A 21,454-nucleotide genomic window follows, 5' to 3' on the forward strand; every position below is an offset into this window, starting at 1 on the left:
ATGTTCAGCCCAGCGCCTTCGCCAGCAGGGTGACTGGATGTTCGCAGCGCTTGCTGGTGGACATCTCAATCTGCCACTTGCAGGTTTCGCAGTCCGTTACCACGATATCCGCGCCGCTCTCTTCAATCTGGCGGAACAGCGGGGCGCCAATCGCCTGTGACGTTTCGTAGTTTTCACGCTTAAAGCCGTAGGTTCCCGCAATCCCGCAGCAGCGCGAATCCAGCACCGTCAGCTCCAGGCCCGGAATTAACCGCAGCAGCTCAAGCGTATAGAGCGACCAGCCCATTTTCTCCATATGACACGGCGTGTGATACACCACTTTCAGGGGCAATTTCCCCAGCGGCAACGTCTGTCCGCTGTCCAGCTTGCGCCACAGGAAACGTGTCGCCAGCTCGATGTGCTCGCGCAGGCCGTTATTATCCACGTCCAGCAGATGCGGGTACTCATCGCGCAGGGTGAAGGTACAGGTGGACGAGGTCGCCAGCACCGGAATACCTTTATCGACAATCGCTTCGCGCAGGGAGGTGACGTTGCTCTGAGCCTGCCTGCGCGCTTTATCGGTAAACCCGTTGGCGATCAGCGGTACGCCGCAGCACTTCTCTTTGTTCAGCAGCTGAACGCCCGTTCCCATGGCGTTCATCACCTTCAGCAGATCTTTGCCCAGCTGCGGGTGGTTGTAGTTCACATAGCAGCCGTGGAAAAAGGCCACCTGGTCGGCGTACTGCGCCTGCTCCGCCGCGACGGATTTGTACCAGCGGCGGAAGGTGCCGTGAGAATATTTCGGCAGGCTGCGGTGATGGTCTATCTTCAGCGTGGCATCCAGCAGCTGACGCACCGGTTTGAGGGAGGTCGCGGCATTCACCAGCGGGGCAAACGGCGTCGAGACGCTGCCCATCAGATCGGTATGGCTCAGAATAGCGTCCCGCAGCGTCGGCTTTTGCGTGCTGTAGCGCGCCCGGGCGCGCTGGATAATATCGCCGATTTTAACGTCCGACGGGCAGGCGACTTCGCAGCGTTTGCAGTTGATGCAGTATTTCAGCGCCTCGTCGTACAGCTTGCCGTCCTTCAGGCGCAGACGCTCGCCGTCCGGCCCGGCCTGCTTTGGTCCGGGATAGCGTGGGTTCACGCCGCTCACCGGGCAGACGGTGGTACACACCGTGCATTTAATGCAGCTTTCAAAACGGGTGTCGTTCATTGTTCAGCCTCCGTGCGCTGGCTAATCTGCTCTGCCACATACAGCGCCGTGACGGCGCAGACCCCGCCACCGCATCCCTGGGCAATGGGATCGTACCCGCCCAGCAGCGAGCCGATGGCAAAAAGATTACTGACGGGCTTACCGGAAAGTTGCGGATGTAGCTGGTTATCGACAATCACGCCGAACTGCTGCCAGGGCTGCGGAGAGAAGAAATCACTTTGATACCAGTCCGCACGGGAGGCACGCTGGCGAACATCCAGCCCCATAATGGCTTCCCGGATGCCCTCCCGGCTGCTCAGCAGCCCGTTGCTGAAGAAGCTGCCGCTTGCCAGAACCGTAAAGCGCGCGCGAAGCGGAATATCGTCGTGGTTGCGCGTCCAGATTTCGCTGACCGCGCCGTCGGTCAGGGTGATTTTTTTCACCTCATCACCCGCCATCCACACGCCGCCCTGCGCGACAAACTGGCGCTGGAGCTGGGTATGCAGGCGAATGCCGGGGACGGAAGGGGGCAGGGTTGGCAGCAGGCCAAGCGAGCAGGGCAGACGATCCGAGAGCCAGCGCCAGAGCCGGTTGTCGCGTAAACCAAAGCAGGCGGGCATCAGCAGGGCGTCACAGCTGTCGCTGAGCGGTCTGAGTGCGTCATACAGCAGCGGCCATTTGTCCTCGTTATCCAGAAAACGGGCGATATTCACCGCGCGAAATTCGCTCGGGTTGTCGCGCAGGACATCAAGCTCAGGCAGCTCTATCTCTGCCGTTTCGGCATTGACGCCCTGGCGACAGAGCGACGCCGCCGCGAGATGGGGCTGAAAATCCAGAAAGCCGCTAATGCCCACGACCCGCACGCGCGCGGCGTTGAAGGGAGCAACGGGCACTTCTTCCGGGCTGAGCCAGGCAGAGCGCAGGGTGCCGAGCGGCGTGACGCGCTGGTGATTGAGCCGGGCGCTTCCCTTCAGACGCGCGCCGCAGTCTGCCAGCAGCGCTTCGGTTTCCAGCGCAAAGCGGTCAATATGCTGGGCGCCAATCAGGTGATACGGGTGCTCCGGCGGCAGCTTATCGCGGTACGCGTCGTCCACCAGATCCAGCGAGCCCGACGAGAAGTGCAGGGCGCTCTGGCCCCGGGTGATAATGGCGCAGCGCAGCCCCTGCTTCGTGAGCTTGATGCCGCAGAGCAGGCCTGCCAGCCCGCCGCCGACGATTACGGTATCAAATTTCATCGCGTTGCTCCTTCTCAAGACCGCAAAGCCCCTGGTAGACCCAGCGGGTAAATTCGCTTTCGCGCAGGGCATCGCCCCAGGCGACAGGCTGAATGCCTTTCCAGCGCTCGTTTAAAAACGCGCTGAGCTGATCGAGCGACTGGGTGGCGGTAGTGGTGTGAAAACGCTGCAGCAGCCCGGCGGCACGACAGGCGCACAGCTCGCCCTGACAGGTACCCATTCCCACGCGGGTGCGGCGACGAAGATCGAGCAGGCTTGTGACCGTCAGGCTCTCCACCGCGTACTGCACCTCACCGGCGGTGACGGCTTCACACTCGCACACCAGGCTGCGGCTCAGGCGTCCTTCACCGAGCCACTGCGGCGTTCTGTCGCCGTGGCGGTAGATAGCGGATCCGCGCAGCGGCGCGGGCAGGGAGATAATTTTTTGCAGCGTTTTTTCGGTGGACTGACGCGAGCCGGGCAGGGCTTGTTCTGCCGTCACGCACCGTTCGGTATTGCCCAGCTTGCGGCAGACGGCATCGGTCGTCCACTCGGCCATCAGGCGGTAGGTCATCAGCTTGCCGCCGGTGATGGTGATAAACCCGTCCATGCCGTCGCGCTCGGCGTGATCGAGCAGCACGATGCCCCGGCTGACGTTACGTCCGCTCGGGTCGTTGTCGCTGGCGACCAGCGGACGCACGCCCGCGTAGGCGCGCAGAATACGCGTCTGCGCCATCACCGGGGCCAGTTTTTCCCCTTCGCGCAGCAGGACGTCGACCTCTTCGGCGGTCACGCGGTTGTAGTCAATCTCGCTGTAGTCGACGTGGGTTGAGGTGGTACCGATTAACGAAATGGTGTCGCCCGGGACGAGGATATCGGCATCAGACGGTTTGCGGCAGCGGTTGATCACGTGGTTATTGATACGGTGGTCGAGGATCAGCAGCGAGCCTTTCGCCGGGAACATGCGCACCGACAGGTCCGCGTATTCCGCGATGCGCTGCCCCCAGATCCCCGCCGCGTTAACCACCACGGCGGCATACAGCTCGCTGTGTTCGTTATATTGCGTATCAAGGATCCGCACGCCGCAGATACGATGACCTTCACGGATAAGCCCGGTCACTTCGTGCCCGGTCAGGATTTGCGCGCCATGCTCGCGGGCGTCCAGCATATTGGCGGCGGTCAGGCGGAAGGGGTCAACGGTGCCGTCAGGCACTTTCACCGCGCCGATAAGCGCCGGGTTAACCGACGGTTCCAGCCGCCGCGCCAGCGCCGGGTCCATGGCCTCAGCCTGAATGCCCGCCGCAGTGCAGGCGGTAATAAAGGTGTCCTGAAAGGCGAGGTCATCTTCGGGAAGAGTAATAAAGAGGCCGTCGGTCGGCTCAATGCAGTGGCGGGCGATACGCTTGAGGATCTGGTTTTCAGCAATACATTCGCGTGCGGATTCACCGTCGGTAACCGCATACCGCGCGCCGCTGTGCAGCAGGCCATGGTTACGCCCGGTTGCGCCCGTGGCGATATCGTGGCGCTCCAGCAGCGTGACGCTTAAGCCGCGAAGGGCGCAGTCGCGTGCGATCCCGGCGCCGGTTGCGCCACCGCCAATGATTATCACATCGCTGTAGCGAGGATCGTGAATGGTCATTGTTTACCCTCTATGTTCGTTTTTTTATCATTTAGCCATATCAATAGTGTGGTTTGTTTGATTTCGAACATAAACGCGCGAAATTCGAAACTGGAGCGTGATTTCATGCGCTTTTTTGCGCATTCTGTCATATTTCTGTAACAATCTGTGCGTTGATTCACAGTAACAATCACCGTGATTTCTTAACATCCCCGCCTCTGGAATTCAGGTGCGAGCCACCTGCCCATTCAATTCAAGGCCACGGAGGCTGTTATGCTCAGTATCTTCAAACCTGCGCCGCACAGGGCGCGTCTGCCAGAGGCAGAAATTGATCCGCTATACCGCCGTCTGCGCTGGCAAATTTTCCTGGGGATCTTCTTCGGGTACGCGGCGTACTACCTTGTACGTAAAAACTTCGCGCTCGCCATGCCGTATCTGGTGGAGCAGGGCTTCTCCCGCGGCGATCTGGGGTTCGCGCTGTCGGGGATCTCAATCGCCTACGGTTTTTCCAAATTCATCATGGGGTCGGTATCGGATCGCTCGAATCCGCGCGTGTTCCTGCCCGCCGGCCTGATCCTGGCGGCTGCGGTCATGCTGTTCATGGGCTTTGTGCCGTGGGCAACCTCCAGCATCGCCGTCATGTTCGTGCTGCTGTTCCTCTGCGGCTGGTTCCAGGGGATGGGGTGGCCGCCGTGCGGACGTACCATGGTGCACTGGTGGTCGCAGAAGGAACGCGGCGGCATCGTGTCGGTGTGGAACTGCGCGCATAACGTCGGTGGCGGTATCCCGCCGCTGCTGTTCCTGCTGGGGATGGCCTGGTTCAACGACTGGCACGCTGCGCTCTATATGCCTGCCTTTGGCGCCATCGTCGTGGCGATTATCGCCTTCGCGCTGATGCGCGATACGCCGCAATCCTGCGGCCTGCCGCCGATTGAAGAGTACAAAAACGACTATCCGGATGATTACAGCAAGGAGCACGAAGAAGAGCTGACCGCAAAACAGATCTTCATGAAGTACGTCCTGCCGAACAAGCTGCTGTGGTACATCGCGGTGGCGAACGTGTTCGTTTACCTGCTGCGCTACGGCATTCTGGACTGGTCCCCGACCTACCTGAAAGAGGTGAAGCACTTCGCGCTGGATAAATCGTCCTGGGCCTATTTCCTGTATGAATATGCCGGGATCCCGGGCACGCTGCTTTGCGGCTGGATGTCGGACAAGGTGTTTAAAGGCAACCGCGGCGCGACGGGCGTGTTCTTTATGACCCTGGTCACCATCGCGACCGTCGTTTACTGGCTCAACCCGCCGGGCAACCCATCAGTAGACATGGCCTGCATGATCGTTATCGGCTTCCTGATTTATGGTCCGGTAATGCTGATCGGCCTGCACGCGCTGGAACTGGCGCCGAAAAAAGCGGCAGGCACGGCGGCAGGCTTTACCGGTCTGTTCGGCTACCTGGGCGGTTCGGTCGCGGCGAGCGCCATCGTGGGCTACACCGTAGACTTCTTCGGCTGGGACGGCGGGTTTATGGTGATGATCGGCGGCAGCGTGCTGGCGGTACTGCTGCTCATTGTGGTCATGATCGGTGAGAAACGTCACCACGCGGAAGTGCTGGCGCGTCGTCAATAAGGAGCATTGCGATGAAATTATCTTACGTAACAACCGGCCTGCTGCTGGCGGGCCTGATGACAGGCTCGGCGCTGGCGGCGGATAAAATCGTTATCGCCCACCGCGGCGCCAGCGGCTATCTGCCGGAGCATACGCTCCCGGCGAAGGCGATGGCCTATGCCCAGGGCGCGGATTATCTGGAGCAGGATCTGGTGATGACGAAGGACGACCAGCTGGTCGTCCTGCATGACCACTATCTGGACCGCGTGACGGACGTGGCGGAGCGTTTCCCGGACCGCGCGCGCAAAGATGGTCGCTACTACGCCATTGATTTCACGCTGGCGGAGATCCGTTCCCTGAAGTTTACCGAAGGCTTTGAGATTGAAAACGGCAAGAAGGTGCAGGTCTATCCGGGACGTTTCCCGATGGGCAAATCTGACTTCCGGATCCATACCTTCCAGGAAGAGATTGAGTTTGTTCAGGGGCTGAACCACTCAACCGGTAAAAATATCGGCATCTACCCGGAGATCAAAGCGCCGTGGTTCCACCATCAGGAAGGCAAAGACATTGCCGCGAAGACGCTGGAGGTGCTGAAACAGTACGGCTACACCAGCAAGAAGGACAAAGTCTACCTGCAGTGTTTTGACGCCGCCGAGCTGAAGCGCATCAAAACCGTGCTGGAGCCGAAGATGGGGATGAACCTCAATCTGGTGCAGCTGATTGCCTATACCGACTGGAATGAAACCCAGGAGAAGCAGCCGGACGGCAAGTGGGTGAACTACAGCTACGACTGGATGTTTAAGCCGGGCGCGATGAAGCAGATTGCGCAGTACGCCGACGGCATCGGACCGGATTACCACATGCTGGTGGCGGAAGGCTCAGCGCCGGGCCACGTGAAGCTGACGGCGATGGTGAAAGAGGCGCACGCCAGCAGGATGCAGGTGCATCCGTATACCGTGCGTGCAGACCAGCTGCCGCCGTATGCCACGGACGTGAATCAGCTTTATGAGGTGTTGTATAACCAGGCGGGCGTGGACGGACTGTTTACGGATTTCCCGGATAAAGCGGTCGAATTCATTCACCGGAAGTAGGTTTGGCAGGTCGGGTAAGGCGAAGCCGCCACCCGACAATCAGGCTCTGCGGCCTGATGCCCTCACCCTAACCCTCTCCCACCGGGAGAGGGGATAAGGACAACATCACATCTCGATCTCGATATCGCCTTTTGCCCGGCAGCAGCAGGGCAAAATTTCCCCTTCGTTGATAAAGGCCAGTGGCTCGGTCAGCCAGTCCACCTGGCCGGCGACCAGACGGCAGCGGCAGGAGCCGCAGTAGCCGGAACGACACTGGTACTCTACTTCTACCTGATGCGCCTCAAGCGCCACCAGCAGAGAAGGGTGCTCCTCCCGACACAGTACCTCAGTGCCGGAAAGACGTAGCGTGACGCGTGACATCAGAGCTGGAAGTTGCTCAGGTCGTCGGTGTTGACTTCAGAATCAATCTGACCGACCAGATAAGAGCTGACTTCCACTTCCTGCGGCGCAACCTGCACGTTATCGGACACCAGCCAGGTGTTGATCCACGGAATCGGGTTAGAGCGCGTTTGGAACGGCAGGTCAAGACCGACGGCCTGCATGCGGATGTTGGTGATGTACTCAACGTACTGGCACAGAATGTCTTTGTTCAGGCCAATCATGGAGCCGTCGCGGAACAGGTAGTCTGCCCACTCTTTCTCCTGCTGAGCCGCCAGCACGAACAGGTCGTAGCACTCCTGCTTGCACTCTTCGGCAATTTCCGCCATCTCCGGATCGTCCGTCCCGCTGCGCAGCAGGTTCAGCATATGCTGGGTACCGGTCAGGTGCAGGGCTTCATCGCGGGCGATCAGACGAATGATTTTGGCGTTGCCTTCCATCAGCTTGCGCTCTGCAAAGGCGAAGGAGCATGCGAAGCTCACGTAGAAGCGGATCGCTTCCAGCGCGTTAACGCTCATCAGGCACAGGTACAGCTGTTTTTTCAGCGCGCGCAGGTTCACGGTGATGGTTTTACCGTTCACGTTGTGCGTACCTTCGCCCAGCAAATGCCAGTAGCTGGTCATCTCGATCAGCTCGTCGTAGTAGTGGGCAATGCCTTCCGCGCGCTTCTGGATCTGCTCGTTGGTGACGATATCGTCAAACACCACAGCCGGATCGTTCACGATGTTGCGGATGATGTGGGTGTAAGAGCGGGAGTGGATCGTCTCGGAGAACGCCCAGGTTTCCACCCAGGTTTCCAGCTCCGGAATGGAGATCAGCGGCAGCAGCGCCACGTTCGGGCTTCGACCCTGAATGGAGTCCAGCAGCGTCTGGTACTTCAGGTTGCTGATGAAGATATGTTTTTCGTGATCCGGCAGCGACTGGTAGTCAATACGGTCGCGGGAGACGTCCACTTCTTCCGGGCGCCAGAAGAAGGAGAGTTGCTTTTCAATCAGCTTTTCGAAGATGTCATATTTTTGCTGATCGTAGCGTGCCACGTTGACCGGCTGGCCGAAGAACATCGGCTCTTTGAGCTGGTCGTTTTTCGTCTGTGAAAAGGTGGTATATGCCATGAGTGTGTCCTGTCTTACGAAATAAAGGCGGGGATATCCCCGCCCTTCATTAGATCTTACATGCGCCGCTTTCGCAGCCATCGTCCTGAATTGACGGTACCATGTCGTCCTGCGCGTCTTCCGCACCGTCACGGGTGTTGTGATAGTACAGCGTTTTCACGCCAAATTTGTAGGCGGTGAGCAGGTCTTTCAGCAGCTGCTGCATCGGTACCTTGCCGGACGGGAAGCGCGTCGGGTCATAGTTGGTATTGGCAGAGATCGACTGGTCGATAAACTTCTGCATGATACCCACCAGCTGCAGGTAGCCGTCGTTGTTCGGCATTTCCCACAGCAGCTCGTAGTTATTACCCAGCGTTTCGTAATCCGGTACCACCTGACGCAGCACGCCGTCTTTCGACGCTTTGATGCTCACGTGGCCGCGCGGCGGTTCAATACCGTTGGTGGCGTTAGAGATCTGCGAAGAGGTCTCGGACGGCATCAGGGCAGAGAGCGTGGAGTTACGCAGGCCATGGGTCTTGATGGACTCGCGCAGGCCTTCCCAGTCGAGATGCAGCGGTTCGCTGACGATCGCATCCAGGTCTTTCTTGTAGGTGTCGATTGGCAGAATGCCTTTCGCGTAGGTGGTTTCGTTGAACCACGGGCACGCGCCTTGCTCTTTCGCCAGCTCGTTAGAGGCTTTCATCAGGTAGTACTGAATCGCTTCGAACGTCTGGTGCGTCAGGTTGTTAGCGCTGCCGTCGGAGTAACGCTTGCCGTTTTTCGCCAGCCAGTAGGCGAAGTTGATCACGCCGATACCCAGGGTACGGCGGCCCATTGCACCGCGTTTAGCGGCCGGGATTGGGTAATCCTGGTAGTCCAGCAGGGCGTCGAGCGCGCGAACCGCCAGCACGGCCAGCTCTTCCAGCTCGTCCAGGCTCTTAATCGCGCCCAGGTTGAACGCGGACAGCGTACACAGCGCGATTTCACCGTTTTCGTCGTTCACGTCTTCCAGCGGTTTGGTCGGCAGGGCGATCTCCAGGCACAGGTTAGACTGGCGCACTGGCGCAACTACTGGATCAAACGGGCTGTGGGTGTTGCAGTGGTCCACGTTCTGGATGTAGATACGGCCGGTAGAGGCACGTTCCTGCATCATCAGGGAGAACAGGTCTACCGCCTTCACGCGCTGCTTGCGGATGCTGTCGTCTTTTTCGTATTTGGTGTACAGACGCTCGAACTCGTCCTGATCGGCAAAGAACGCGTCATACAGGCCCGGAACGTCGGACGGGCTGAACAGGGTGATGTCTTCGCCTTTCAGCAGACGGGTGTACATCAGCTTGTTGATCTGCACGCCGTAGTCCATATGGCGCACGCGGTTGCCTTCCACGCCGCGGTTGTTTTTCAGAACCAGCAGGCTTTCCACTTCCAGGTGCCACATCGGGTAGAACAGGGTCGCAGCACCGCCGCGCACGCCGCCCTGAGAGCAGGATTTTACTGCCGTCTGGAAGTGTTTATAGAACGGGATACAGCCGGTGTGGAACGCTTCACCGCCGCGAATCGGGCTGCCCAGCGCACGGATGCGACCGGCGTTGATGCCGATACCGGCACGCTGGGAGACGTATTTCACGATGGCGCTGGAGGTGGCGTTGATGGAATCCAGGCTGTCACCACACTCGATCAGTACGCAGGAGCTGAACTGACGGGTTGGGGTACGCACGCCAGACATGATTGGCGTTGGCAGAGAAATCTTGAACGTGGATACCGCATCGTAGAAACGCTTCACGTATTCCAGACGGGTGTCTCGCGGGTAGTTAGAGAACAGGCAGGCGGCCACCAGAATATAGAGGAACTGGGCGCTTTCGTAGATCTCACCGGTTACGCGGTTCTGAACCAGGTATTTGCCTTCGAGCTGCTTCACCGCCGCGTAGGAGAAGTTCATGTCGCGCCAGTGATCGATAAACCCGTTCATCTGCTCGAACTCTTCTTCCGTATAGTCTTCCAGCAGATGCGTGTCGTATTTGCCCAGCTCAACCATTTTCACTACGTGATCGTAAAGCTTCGGCGGCTCAAACTGGCCGTAGGCTTTTTTACGCAGGTGGAAAATCGCCAGACGTGCAGCGAGGTACTGATAATCCGGTGCTTCGCGGGAGATGAGGTCTGCCGCTGCTTTAATGATTGTTTCGTGGATATCAGACGTTTTGATGCCGTCGTAGAACTGAATGTGGGAACGCAGTTCAACCTGGGAGATAGATACGTTGTTCAGTCCTTCTGCTGCCCAGTCGAGAACTCGATGGATTTTGTCCAGATTGATACGCTCGGTAGTACCGTCGCGCTTTGTCACCAGCAGACTCTGATTCATGTGGGTTTTACCTGTCCGTGAAATAAAAAATATCCCCCGTTTATCCACAGATCCGTCTTGTGACTAACTCTGTGGATAAATACTACATGTAGGGGGTTTGCGATAAGAAAAACGCTATATGGTGAGTATTCTAGTATCGAATCTTTTCAGCACAAGGGTTGATTTTGGCGTTAAATTGAGGTTGTGAAAGGGTAAAAAAGGCTAAGTCCTCGTACCGTAAGGCCTGGAAGACATGTCAATAATTAAGAAAAAAAATTCAAAATTTGATCGAGTGCTGATTTCTTCAACGGGAGGTCAGAATTGCGCAACATGATGTCGCGCAATCTTTATAAGAATAACGAATGACGTTAGTCGTTTTTGGCGGTGGTATGCAACATATAGTTAACATCTACGCCCGGTGCGAGCTTGAATTTATCGGTCAGCGGATTGTAGTGCAGGCCGGTGATGTGCTGCTCTTTGAGCCACGTCTGGTCAACCCAGCCTAACAGTTCCGCAGGCTTGATGAATTTCTTCACGTCGTGCGTCCCTTTCGGCACCATGCGCAGCACATACTCCGCGCCGACAACGGCCATCAGCCAGGCTTTACCGTTACGGTTGATGGTTGAGAAGAAGACCTGGCCGCCCGGTTTCACCAGTTTTGCACAGGCGTGCACCACCGACTGCGGATCGGGAACGTGCTCCAGCATCTCCATGCAGGTCACCACATCGTACTGATGGGCGTGTTTTGCCGCGTGCTCTTCCACGGTTTCCTGCACGTATTCCACTTGTATGCCGGACTCCAGCGCGTGAAGGCGGGCCACCTGGAGCGGTTCAAAGCCCATATCCAGGCCCGTAACATTCGCCCCTTCGCGCGCCATGCTCTCAGCCAGGATGCCGCCGCCGCAGCCGACGTCGAGCACTTTCTTACCGAACAGACCGCCGGAACGCTCCGCGATATAGCCCAGACGCAGCGGGTTAATGCGATGCAGCGGTTTGAACTCACCTTCGAGATCCCACCAGCGGGACGCCACCGCTTCAAATTTGGCAATCTCTTCGTGGTCAACGTTGTGAACCACCGGGGATTTTTCGGCATTCATGGGCGCTTTTACTCCTTATTTAGCAAGACAAAGGAGTATATCAGGCAATCCCCGTGAATAAAGCGTATAGGTTTACCTCAATCACCTCGGCTGTGTTATAATTTGCGACCTTTGAATCCGGGATACAGTAGAGGGATAGCGGTTAGATGAGCGACCTTGCGAGAGAAATTACACCGGTTAACATCGAGGAAGAGCTGAAGAGCTCCTATCTGGACTATGCGATGTCGGTCATTGTTGGCCGTGCGCTGCCGGACGTCCGCGATGGCCTTAAGCCGGTACACCGTCGCGTACTATACGCCATGAACGTATTGGGCAATGACTGGAATAAAGCCTATAAAAAATCTGCCCGCGTCGTCGGTGACGTCATCGGTAAATATCACCCGCATGGTGATACCGCCGTGTATGACACCATCGTTCGTATGGCGCAGCCATTCTCCTTGCGTTACATGCTGGTAGATGGTCAGGGTAACTTTGGTTCAGTCGACGGCGACTCCGCTGCGGCGATGCGTTATACGGAAATCCGTATGTCGAAAATCGCTCATGAGCTGATGGCCGACCTGGAAAAAGAGACCGTTGATTTCGTCGATAACTACGACGGCACCGAGCGCATCCCTGATGTGATGCCAACCAAGATCCCGAACCTGCTGGTTAACGGTTCCTCCGGTATCGCGGTCGGTATGGCAACCAACATTCCGCCGCACAATATCACCGAAGTGATCAACGGCTGCCTGGCCTATATCGACGATGAAGACATCAGCATTGAAGGGCTGATGGAACACATCCCGGGTCCGGACTTCCCAACGGCGGCGATTATCAACGGTCGTCGCGGTATTGAAGAAGCGTACCGCACCGGCCGCGGCAAGATTTACATCCGTGCCCGCGCCGAAGTGGAAGCGGACGCTAAAACCGGCCGTGAAACCATCATTGTTCACGAGATCCCGTATCAGGTGAACAAAGCGCGTCTGATTGAAAAAATCGCCGAGCTGGTAAAAGAAAAACGCGTTGAAGGCATCAGCGCGCTGCGTGACGAGTCTGACAAAGACGGTATGCGCATCGTGATTGAAATCAAACGCGACGCGGTGGGTGAGGTTGTGCTGAACAACCTGTACTCCCAGACTCAGCTTCAGGTTTCCTTCGGTATCAACATGGTTGCGCTGCACCATGGTCAGCCGAAGATCATGAACCTGAAAGAGATCCTGAGCGCGTTCGTGCGTCACCGCCGTGAAGTGGTGACCCGTCGTACCATCTTCGAACTGCGCAAAGCGCGCGACCGTGCGCACATTCTTGAAGCGCTGGCGGTTGCGCTGGCCAACATCGACCCGATCATCGAACTGATCCGTCGTGCGCCAACCCCGGCGGAGGCGAAAGCCGCCCTGATTTCCCGTCCGTGGGATCTGGGTAACGTCGCCGCGATGCTGGAACGTGCGGGCGATGACGCAGCGCGTCCTGAGTGGCTGGAACCTGAATTCGGCGTGCGTGACGGTCAGTATTACCTGACTGAACAGCAGGCTCAGGCGATTCTGGATCTGCGTCTGCAGAAACTGACCGGCCTTGAGCACGAAAAACTGCTCGACGAATACAAAGAGCTGCTGGAACAGATTGCTGAGCTGCTGCACATTCTGGGCAGCGCAGAGCGTCTGATGGAAGTGATCCGTGAAGAGCTGGAGCTGGTCCGCGATCAGTTCGGCGATGCGCGCCGCACCGAAATCACCGCGAACAGCTCTGATATCAACATTGAAGATCTGATCAACCGCGAAGACGTGGTGGTCACCCTGTCTCACCAGGGCTATGTGAAGTATCAGCCGCTAACCGACTACGAAGCACAGCGTCGTGGCGGTAAAGGCAAATCTGCGGCACGTATTAAAGAAGAAGACTTTATTGACCGCCTGCTGGTGGCGAACACCCATGACACGATCCTCTGCTTCTCCAGCCGCGGTCGTCTGTACTGGATGAAAGTCTATCAGCTGCCGGAAGCGAGCCGTGGCGCGCGTGGCCGTCCAATCGTTAACCTGCTGCCGCTGGAAGCGAATGAACGTATCACCGCCATCCTGCCGGTACGCGAGTACGAAGAGGGCGTGAACGTCTTTATGGCGACCGCCAGCGGTACCGTGAAGAAAACCGCGCTGACCGAGTTCAGCCGCCCACGTTCCGCCGGGATCATCGCGGTGAACCTGAACGAAGGCGACGAGCTGATCGGTGTGGATCTGACCTCCGGTTCTGATGAAGTGATGCTGTTCTCTGCGGCCGGTAAAGTGGTGCGCTTTAAAGAGAACGCCGTTCGTGCAATGGGTCGTACCGCTACGGGCGTTCGTGGTATCAAACTGGCTGGCGAAGACAGCGTTGTTTCTCTGATTATTCCGCGCGGTGAAGGGGCTATCCTGACCGTGACGCAGAATGGTTACGGTAAACGTACGGCGGAAGGGGAATACCCAACCAAGTCTCGCGGCACGCAGGGCGTTATCTCTATCAAAGTGACCGAGCGCAACGGTTCCGTTGTGGGCGCGGTGCAGGTAGACGATGCCGACCAGATCATGATGATCACCGATGCCGGTACGCTGGTGCGTACCCGCGTCTCTGAGATCAGCGTGGTGGGGCGTAACACCCAGGGCGTGATCCTCATCCGTACAGCGGAAGATGAAAACGTGGTGGGTCTGCAGCGCGTTGCTGAGCCGGTGGATGACGAAGAGCTCGATTCCATCGACGGTAGCGTTGCGGAAGGCGATGATGATATCGCGCCGGAAGCCGACACCGACGATGACGTAGCGGATGACGCTGACGAGTAATGTCTCCTGATGCAAAAAAGGGCCGGATTCCGGCCCTTTTCTTTTGCACAAGCAGATAAGTCAACGTTGCGACCTGGCGCGTTTACCGCTACCTTAACCACATTCTTTTGACCCCGACGGCGGAGCCTCGCCCCCTTGAAATACCTCGTCTCCTTTCGTACTACGCTGAAAGTTTCTCGCTATCTGTTTCGGGCGCTGGCGCTCTTGCTTTGGCTGCTGGTGGCCTTGTTCTCGGTGTTTTACATCGTTAACGCGCTACACCAGAAAGAAGCGGAGATCCGCCAGGAGTTTAACTTAAGCTCCGACCAGGCCCAGCGCTACATTCAGCGAACGTCTGACGTGATGAAGGAGCTGAAGTATATTGCCGAAAATCGTCTGACGGCGGAAAACGGCATTCTTGCGCTTCGCGGGCGTAACGACAAAACCGAAGTCCCGGACTTCCAGCCGCTGTTCCCGGATTCCGATTGCTCCACCATGAGCAATACCTGGCGCGGGTCGCTGGAATCCCTTGCCTGGTTTATGCGCTACTGGCGCGACAATTTCTCCGCCGCCTATGACCTGAACCGCGTATTCCTGATTGGCAGTGAAAATCTCTGCATGGCTGACTTTGGCCTGCGCGACGTGCCCGTTGAGCGTGACGATGCGCTGAAAAGCCTGCATGAACGTATTGTGAAATACCGCAATGCGCCGCAGGACGAGCGCGGGAATAACATCTTCTGGGTTAGCCAGGGCCCGCGCCCGGGCGTGGGCTATTTCTACGCCCTGACGCCGGTGTATCTGGGCAATCGCCTGCAGGCGCTGCTGGGGATTGAGCAGACCATTCGTATGGAAAACTTTTTCACTCCGGGCAGCCTGCCTATGGGGGTGACCATTCTGGATGAAAACGGTCATCAGCTGATCTCACTCGCCGGGCCGGATAACCGGTTAAACGTTGAACCGCACTGGATGCAGGAGCGGTCGTGGTTTGGCTATACCTCGGGCTTCCGCGAGCTGGTGCTGAAGAAGAGCCTGCCGCCTTCGTCGCTGAGTATTGTCTATTCGCTGCCGGTAGATATGGTGCTTGAGCGGATACGTATTCTCATCATGAATGCGATTCTGCTGAACCTGATCGCGGGCGGGGCGCTGTTTACCCTGGCGCGCATGTATGAGCGGAAAATCTTTATTCCGGCCGAAAGCGACGCCCAGCGGCTGGAGGAACACGAGCAGTTTAACCGGAAGATTGTCGCGTCGGCGCCGGTGGGGATCTGCATTCTGCGAACCCAGGACGGAACCAACATCCTGAGTAACGAGCTGGCGCATAACTACCTGAACATGCTGACGCACGAAGATCGACAGAGGCTGACGCAAATTATCTGCGGTCAGCAGGTTAACTTTGTCGACGTGCTCACCAGCACGCACACCAACCTGCAGATCAGCTTTGTGCATTCCCGCTATCGCAATGAAAACGTGGCGATTTGCGTGCTGGTGGATGTCTCCGCGCGCGTGAAGATGGAAGAGTCGTTGCAGGAGATGGCGCAGGCCGCGGAGCAGGCCAGCCAGTCGAAATCCATGTTCCTTGCCACCGTCAGCCACGAGCTGCGAACGCCGCTGTACGGGATCATCGGTAACCTCGACCTGCTGCAGACCAAAGAGTTGCCGAAAGGGGTCGACAGGCTGGTGACGGCAATGAACAACTCCTCCAGCCTGCTGCTGAAAATCATCAGCGATATTCTCGACTTCTCTAAAATTGAGTCTGAGCAGCTGAAAATCGAACCGCGGGAGTTCTCGCCGCGCGAGGTGATGAACCACATCAGCGCCAACTATCTGCCGCTGGTGGTGCGTAAACAGCTGGGGCTCTACTGCTTTATTGAACCTGATGTGCCGCTGACGCTGCACGGCGATCCGATGCGCCTGCAGCAGGTCATTTCTAACCTGCTCAGCAACGCCATCAAATTCACCGACGTTGGCTGTATCGTGTTGCACGTCTGCCGGGCGGGGGATTACCTGAGCATTCGCGTGCGCGACACGGGGGTCGGCATCCCGGCGAAGGAAGTGGTCCGCCTGTTCGACCCGTTCTTCCAGGTCGGGACCGGCGTGCAGCGTAACTTCCAGGGCACCGGACTGGGGCTGGCGATTTGTGAGAAGCTCGTCAGCATGATGGACGGCGATATCTCTGTGGATACCGAGCCCGGTATGGGCAGCCAGTTCACCATCCGTATTCCGCTCTATTCGGCGCAGTATCCGGCAAAAGCGACGTTGGACGGTCTGAGCGACAAGCGCTGCTGGCTGGCGGTGCATAACGCCTCGCTGAATGACTACCTGACGGCGCTGCTTGCCCACAGTGGAGTCAGGGTGTGTCTCTATGAAGGTCAAACACCGGATGTGGACGATGTGCTGATCGCCGACGAGATGCCGGAGCAGCCGTGGCAGGGGAGAGGGTCGGTGCTCTTCTGCCGTCGCCACATCGGCATTCCTGTCGAGCGGGCGCCCGGGGAATGGGTACACAGTGTTGCAACGCCGCACGAGCTGTTGAGCCTGCTGGCGCGTATCTACAAAGTGGAGCTGGAAGAGCGCGACGGCGCGGGCGGATTGCCGTCACCGGAGTCTCTGGCGTCGGTGAATGACGATATGATGATTCTGGTGGTGGATGACCATCCGATTAACCGTCGCCTGCTGGCTGACCAGCTTGGATCGCTGGGCTACCAGTGCAAAACCGCCAATGACGGCGTGGATGCGCTGAATGTGCTGAGTAAAAATCATATTGATATCGTGCTTAGCGACGTCAACATGCCAAACATGGACGGCTACCGTCTGACGCAGCGCATCCGACAGCTTGGCCTGACGCTGCCGGTAGTGGGCGTAACGGCGAACGCGCTGGCGGAAGAGAAACAGCGTTGTCTGGAGTCAGGCATGGACAGCTGTCTGTCGAAACCGGTGACGCTGGACGTGCTGAAGCAGACGTTGTCGATTTACGCGGATCGCGTGAGAAAAACCAGAATATAAAAAAGGCCCGTAAGGGCCTTTTCGTTTTTTCACCCTCTCCCCGTGGGAGAGGGACGGGGTGAGGGCATCAGGCTGCACACCCGTCCGGGATCAATCCTTGTCCGTTGCGCTCAGCGTAACGGAGGAGAGATAGTTCAGCAGAGCAATATCGTTGTCCACGCCCAGCTTCATCATCGCTGATTTCTTCTGGCTGCTGATGGTTTTAATGCTGCGGTTCAGCTTCTTGGCAATCTCGGTTACCAGGAAACCTTCTGCGAACAGGCGCAGAACTTCACTCTCTTTCGGGGACAGGCGTTTGTCACCGTAGCCACCCGCGCTGATTTTTTCCAGCAGACGAGAGACGCTCTCAGGCGTGAACTTCTTGCCTTTCTGCAGCGCAGCGAGCGCTTTTGGCAGATCGGTCGGGGCGCCCTGTTTCAGCACAATCCCTTCGATGTCCAGATCCAACACCGCGCTCAGGATCGCCGGGTTGTTGTTCATGGTCAGAACAATGATCGAGATATCCGGGAAGTGACGCTTAATGTATTTGATGAGCGTGATCCCATCACCGTATTTGTCCCCAGGCATGGAGAGATCGGTAATGAGCACGTGCGCATCAAGCTTTGGGAGGTTATTGATCAGTGCTGTAGAGTCTTCAAATTCACCGACTACATTCACCCACTCGATCTGTTCAAGTGATTTGCGAATACCGAACAGTACAATCGGATGGTCATCGGCAATAATTACGTTCATATTGTTCATGTATAAGGCTACCTTGCTACAGCAAGCTTTTGACGTAGGCGTCAATGTCGCTGATGTATTTTTCAATGCCAGAGGCATCTTTCTCACGAATTAGATGTTCCAGCGTTTCACATAACTGCTTGCCGGGAACCAGATTAAGCATGGCAAACACCCCTTTAAGCCGGTGTGCTGTCTGTGCCAGCGCTGCAAAATCATTCGCAGCGGACTCAGTATACAACCGCTTAACATCATCTGGTACTGTATCAACAAAGAGTGAATAGTATCCGCTGGCGTGAAGCTCGGCATTTTCATTGCCGCCTAACGGTGACTCCGTTATCTCTTCCTGCGCCAGCTGCTCTTCTATTAGTTGTAGTACAGCTTCCTGCATCGCATTGCTTATATTAAAGTTGACGCGCAGCTGGCCAGGGCCGATTTTCCGCACGCCTGACTCATCATCGCTTAAAAGCAAGCCGGAGGCAGTAAGATTAGACGGATTATCAGTTAAAAACAGATCAAATTCTTGACTTGCAAGTCTTTCATCCGGCGTGATGCAGGCCGCTCCCCAGTTTTCTAACTGACGAACGACAATATTGCGGATCTCGTTCGAGGTCACGTCGACCATCACCACGACATCATCCAGCAGACGTTCCTCATCTTCTTCCTGCGGATTGGCCGCCATTTTCACGTGCAGAGAATAGCGGGTGCCGAGGGATTCACGGGCTTTGATATTCAGGTGGCCGCCGAGCTTACGCGCCAGCTGATCGCACAGCCAGAAGGTCAGGGCATTGGCCTTGCCGTAGCGATCGCTCTGCGTGTCATTCAGGAACGGGAAGTGCAGATTATCAATTTCACTCGTTGTGACGCCTTCCCCGGTGTCCAGGATGCGGAACGTCAGACGGTCTTCTGCTGACTCCTCGGTGCTGACTTCAAGGGTGATTTTGCCGATCTGCGTGGTGGTCACGGCGTACTGAATAATCATCAGCAGAATGCGGCGCAGCGCTTCGCGATCGCCGTGGCGTTCGTCATTCGCAGGGAGATTGTTATTGATCAGCAGCTGCAGCCCTTTGCGCTTGATGACGGGCAGTACTTCAGGCACCACTTCATCGATCAGATCCTGAATGGAGAAGAGGGCTGGCGTTCCCTTCCAGAAATCATTCTCCAGCATGTTCGCCAGCTGGATCTCATCAACCATTCTGACCAGCGAATCGGCCTGGCAGGCAAGCTGGTGGCTTTCAGAGGTGTTTAACGCCGCCGCCTGGGTCGCCAGCGTTTTTAACGGCTGCTTGAAGGCATCGCCAATGTTCTGCATAAATGCGGCGCGCCCCTGCTGGTTTTTCTCATACAGCCTTTGCGCCTGCTTGAGCTTCTTATTGACCAGCACTTCGCGATCCTGGTCGCGAATAATGAAGATTTGCGTGCGGGGAGCCACCTGGCTGCGGAACTGACGGATCTCGTACAGTTCATTGTTGATGGTTGCCTGAATCACCCCCTGGTGTTGATCCGCCATGGTGGTGATGTTCTGCAGGTTAAGGTGCGGCAGCAGATGGTCGGCAATTTTATTGCTCATCACCGTACGATTCGCTTCCTGGTCGTGAACCAGGACCCCAAGCGGCAGCACGGAAATAATCTCTTCATTCAGTGCACGTAATACGCGCAGCTCGTTGCTGGTGCCGGCCGGAACCGCAGAGGCGTCGCTCTGACGACCCGTCTGGAAACGGAAGGTGCTGTAGCCAAACAGGGCCAGCGCCAGCAGACCGATATTCAGCAGCAGAGGCAGCAGGATATTTTGCAGGGTGTCGAGCAACAGCGTGCCAAACGGTACCTGCCACACCAGGCGCATACCGGTCGAGTTCAGCGATGAGGCAATTTCGATTTTCGAGCCGTTAAAGGAGATCGATACGCTCTCTGCGGCCTCTTTGTCAGACGCCGCACGCATGTTCTGGGTGCTGGTGTCTGGCTCCAGGCGGAAGCTGTCGAGCGGCATGTCCGGCGGGATTAAATCATTAATCGGTAAATCGAAGGCCACTACCGTCGCCAGATGTCCGGGCTGGTTGAACGTGGTACGCAGGGTAAAATAATGGCCGTTTTGCCAGGCCAGACGACGCAGGGAAGAGAAACTCTCACGTTCATCAAGGGCGTTCGCCTGCTGCAGCATCTCTGCCCGGCGGGAATCGACGATGCTGCCCACGGTTGTCTCTTTAAAGCCGGACGAGAGATCTTTTAACGGCAGCGTTGAGATCAGGATCATGCTGTTATCCTGACCGTTCAGATAATACATCGACCACGGAACCGTTTCGGCACCCCAGAGGGTATCCAGGTAGGTCGAAATACGCTGCGTCATCTCAAGCGTCGCGCTGTCGTGAGAACCGAAAATAAGAGCCTCGGTCTTACGCTGCGGTTTTTCGAGATAATAGACATCCTGCTTAAGCCGCGTCTCCTGAAGTCCATCCCCGGATGAGGAGGTCGGGGCTGCCGCGATATTGTCGTAAATCTGCCAGGTGGCGTAGCGCCAGGTGTCTATGCGCTTGTGCACGGCATGGGTGATATCAACGACCTGATAGCTCTTATCCTTCAGCCAGGCGTTAACCGCGCTTTGTACCATCACCCCCATGGTGACTAACAGCACAACGATCAAAAGAAGAAAGAAACGGGTGATGCTCCCGGGGAGGAGGGAGAATTTGCTCGGGGCGGTAGTTTCAGTCTGACTCATTGATATATTTAACCCGTTATGGTCGTGCTCTGTGGCGATAGGGCAGTATAAAGGGTAATAACTGAATTTCCAGCGCGACTGTCCGGGAAGAGGCGACTTTTTCTCCGGACAATATCGGCGGCGGGGAGTGCAGAAAACATGTACAAACTCGCCATGCACGTACAAATAATCGACCCACGCCGTCAATAAATAGCACGAATTAACAAGAAATTAAGTTTTTGCACCAATTTATGGACTTCGGAGAATACCCGACGAGAATTTAGTTAATAGTCGTTACAATTACGGTGCGGTAGCACAAAAAAAGAGAAGTTACGTAAAGAAAGGTAAAAAAAAACCGAATGCGAAGCATCCGGTTCAATTAGGGATAAACAGACATTCAAAACTGAATGACGGTAATAAATAAAGTTAATGATGATAGCGAGAGTTATTTTAGAGATTAGCTGCGATCTTGTTTTGTCATTCAGTGCTGTAACGTATTTTATTGTAACTTACTGATGTTTATGGGTTGATTTTTTCGTTTGATTATAAGTGCTAATTTTATAAGCTATTTGTGCTTTGTAAAAGTTCCTTGGTATTTACATTTTGAAACATGTTGATAGATAAATGAAACATCTTCAAAGTTTTCGTATCATATTCGCATTGGATTATTCTGTAAT

General features: G+C 56.4%; 13 protein-coding genes. 4 read left to right on the forward strand and 9 right to left on the reverse strand.

Going from position 1 to position 21,454, the window contains the following annotated elements; all coding sequences use genetic code 11:
• Positions 1–4 precede the first annotated feature (4 nt).
• Genes glpC through glpA form a run of 3 tightly spaced genes read right to left on the reverse strand, consistent with a single transcriptional unit; the run spans position 5 to position 4,027 of the window.
• The gene (gene glpC, locus USF70_RS11400) at positions 5–1,195 is read right to left on the reverse strand and encodes an anaerobic glycerol-3-phosphate dehydrogenase subunit GlpC (protein ID WP_232937553.1); all 1,191 of its coding nucleotides are present in this window, start codon (positions 1,193–1,195) and stop codon (positions 5–7) included.
• The gene (gene glpB / locus USF70_RS11405; protein WP_143346673.1) at positions 1,192–2,409 is read right to left on the reverse strand and encodes a glycerol-3-phosphate dehydrogenase subunit GlpB; all 1,218 of its coding nucleotides are present in this window, start codon (positions 2,407–2,409) and stop codon (positions 1,192–1,194) included. Before glpB ends, glpC begins: the two co-directional genes overlap by 4 nt.
• Positions 2,399–4,027 (reverse strand): anaerobic glycerol-3-phosphate dehydrogenase subunit A, encoded by a 1,629-nt coding sequence (gene glpA / locus USF70_RS11410; protein WP_167818407.1) that lies wholly within the window; start codon positions 4,025–4,027, stop codon positions 2,399–2,401. The genes glpB and glpA overlap by 11 nt, the downstream gene beginning before the upstream one ends.
• A gap of 252 nt (positions 4,028–4,279) precedes the next feature.
• On the opposite strand from glpA, the gene glpT reads away from it, so the two are divergent.
• Together glpT and glpQ are read left to right on the forward strand one after the other, a co-directional pair.
• Positions 4,280–5,632, forward strand: a complete 1,353-nt coding sequence (glpT, locus tag USF70_RS11415; RefSeq protein ID WP_045888627.1) for a glycerol-3-phosphate transporter — start codon at positions 4,280–4,282, stop codon at positions 5,630–5,632.
• A gap of 11 nt (positions 5,633–5,643) precedes the next feature.
• Entirely contained in the window at positions 5,644–6,702 is a 1,059-nt protein-coding gene (gene glpQ, locus USF70_RS11420; RefSeq protein WP_320735640.1) for a glycerophosphodiester phosphodiesterase, read from the forward strand.
• 105 nt (positions 6,703–6,807) lie between these two features.
• Here glpQ and yfaE read toward each other — a convergent pair whose 3' ends face one another.
• From yfaE to ubiG, 4 genes are all read right to left on the reverse strand, one after another.
• Positions 6,808–7,062 carry a class I ribonucleotide reductase maintenance protein YfaE gene (yfaE, locus tag USF70_RS11425; protein ID WP_023294104.1) on the reverse strand — a complete coding sequence of 85 codons (255 nt, stop codon included), beginning with the start codon at positions 7,060–7,062 and terminating at the stop codon, positions 6,808–6,810.
• Entirely contained in the window at positions 7,062–8,192 is a 1,131-nt protein-coding gene (gene nrdB, locus USF70_RS11430; RefSeq protein WP_023312514.1) for a class Ia ribonucleoside-diphosphate reductase subunit beta, read from the reverse strand. Before nrdB ends, yfaE begins: the two co-directional genes overlap by 1 nt.
• 49 nt (positions 8,193–8,241) lie before the next feature.
• Positions 8,242–10,527 carry a class 1a ribonucleoside-diphosphate reductase subunit alpha gene (gene nrdA, locus USF70_RS11435; RefSeq protein ID WP_023312513.1) on the reverse strand — a complete coding sequence of 762 codons (2,286 nt, stop codon included), beginning with the start codon at positions 10,525–10,527 and terminating at the stop codon, positions 8,242–8,244.
• Positions 10,528–10,874: 347 nt separating this feature from the next.
• Positions 10,875–11,603, reverse strand: a complete 729-nt coding sequence (gene ubiG / locus USF70_RS11440; RefSeq protein ID WP_048980024.1) for a bifunctional 2-polyprenyl-6-hydroxyphenol methylase/3-demethylubiquinol 3-O-methyltransferase UbiG — start codon at positions 11,601–11,603, stop codon at positions 10,875–10,877.
• 146 nt (positions 11,604–11,749) lie between these two features.
• Here ubiG and gyrA point away from each other — a divergent pair, with 146 nt between their 5' ends.
• Positions 11,750–14,386, forward strand: a complete 2,637-nt coding sequence (gene gyrA / locus USF70_RS11445; protein WP_039263204.1) for a DNA topoisomerase (ATP-hydrolyzing) subunit A — start codon at positions 11,750–11,752, stop codon at positions 14,384–14,386.
• Positions 14,387–14,521: 135 nt separating this feature from the next.
• Positions 14,522–17,368 (forward strand): two-component system sensor histidine kinase RcsC, encoded by a 2,847-nt coding sequence (gene rcsC, locus USF70_RS11450; RefSeq protein ID WP_064672872.1) that lies wholly within the window; start codon positions 14,522–14,524, stop codon positions 17,366–17,368.
• A 90-nt stretch (positions 17,369–17,458) separates the two neighbouring features.
• Here the strand turns inward: rcsC and rcsB are convergent, their stop codons facing one another.
• Entirely contained in the window at positions 17,459–18,109 is a 651-nt protein-coding gene (rcsB, locus tag USF70_RS11455) for a response regulator transcription factor RcsB (protein ID WP_003859405.1), read from the reverse strand.
• A 16-nt stretch (positions 18,110–18,125) separates the two neighbouring features.
• Entirely contained in the window at positions 18,126–20,798 is a 2,673-nt protein-coding gene (gene rcsD / locus USF70_RS11460; RefSeq protein WP_033146060.1) for a phosphotransferase RcsD, read from the reverse strand.
• Positions 20,799–21,454 lie beyond the last annotated feature (656 nt).

Source organism: Enterobacter sp. 237C8 (genome assembly GCF_034106865.1).
Taxonomy (GTDB): Bacteria; Pseudomonadota; Gammaproteobacteria; order Enterobacterales; family Enterobacteriaceae; genus Enterobacter; species Enterobacter asburiae_B.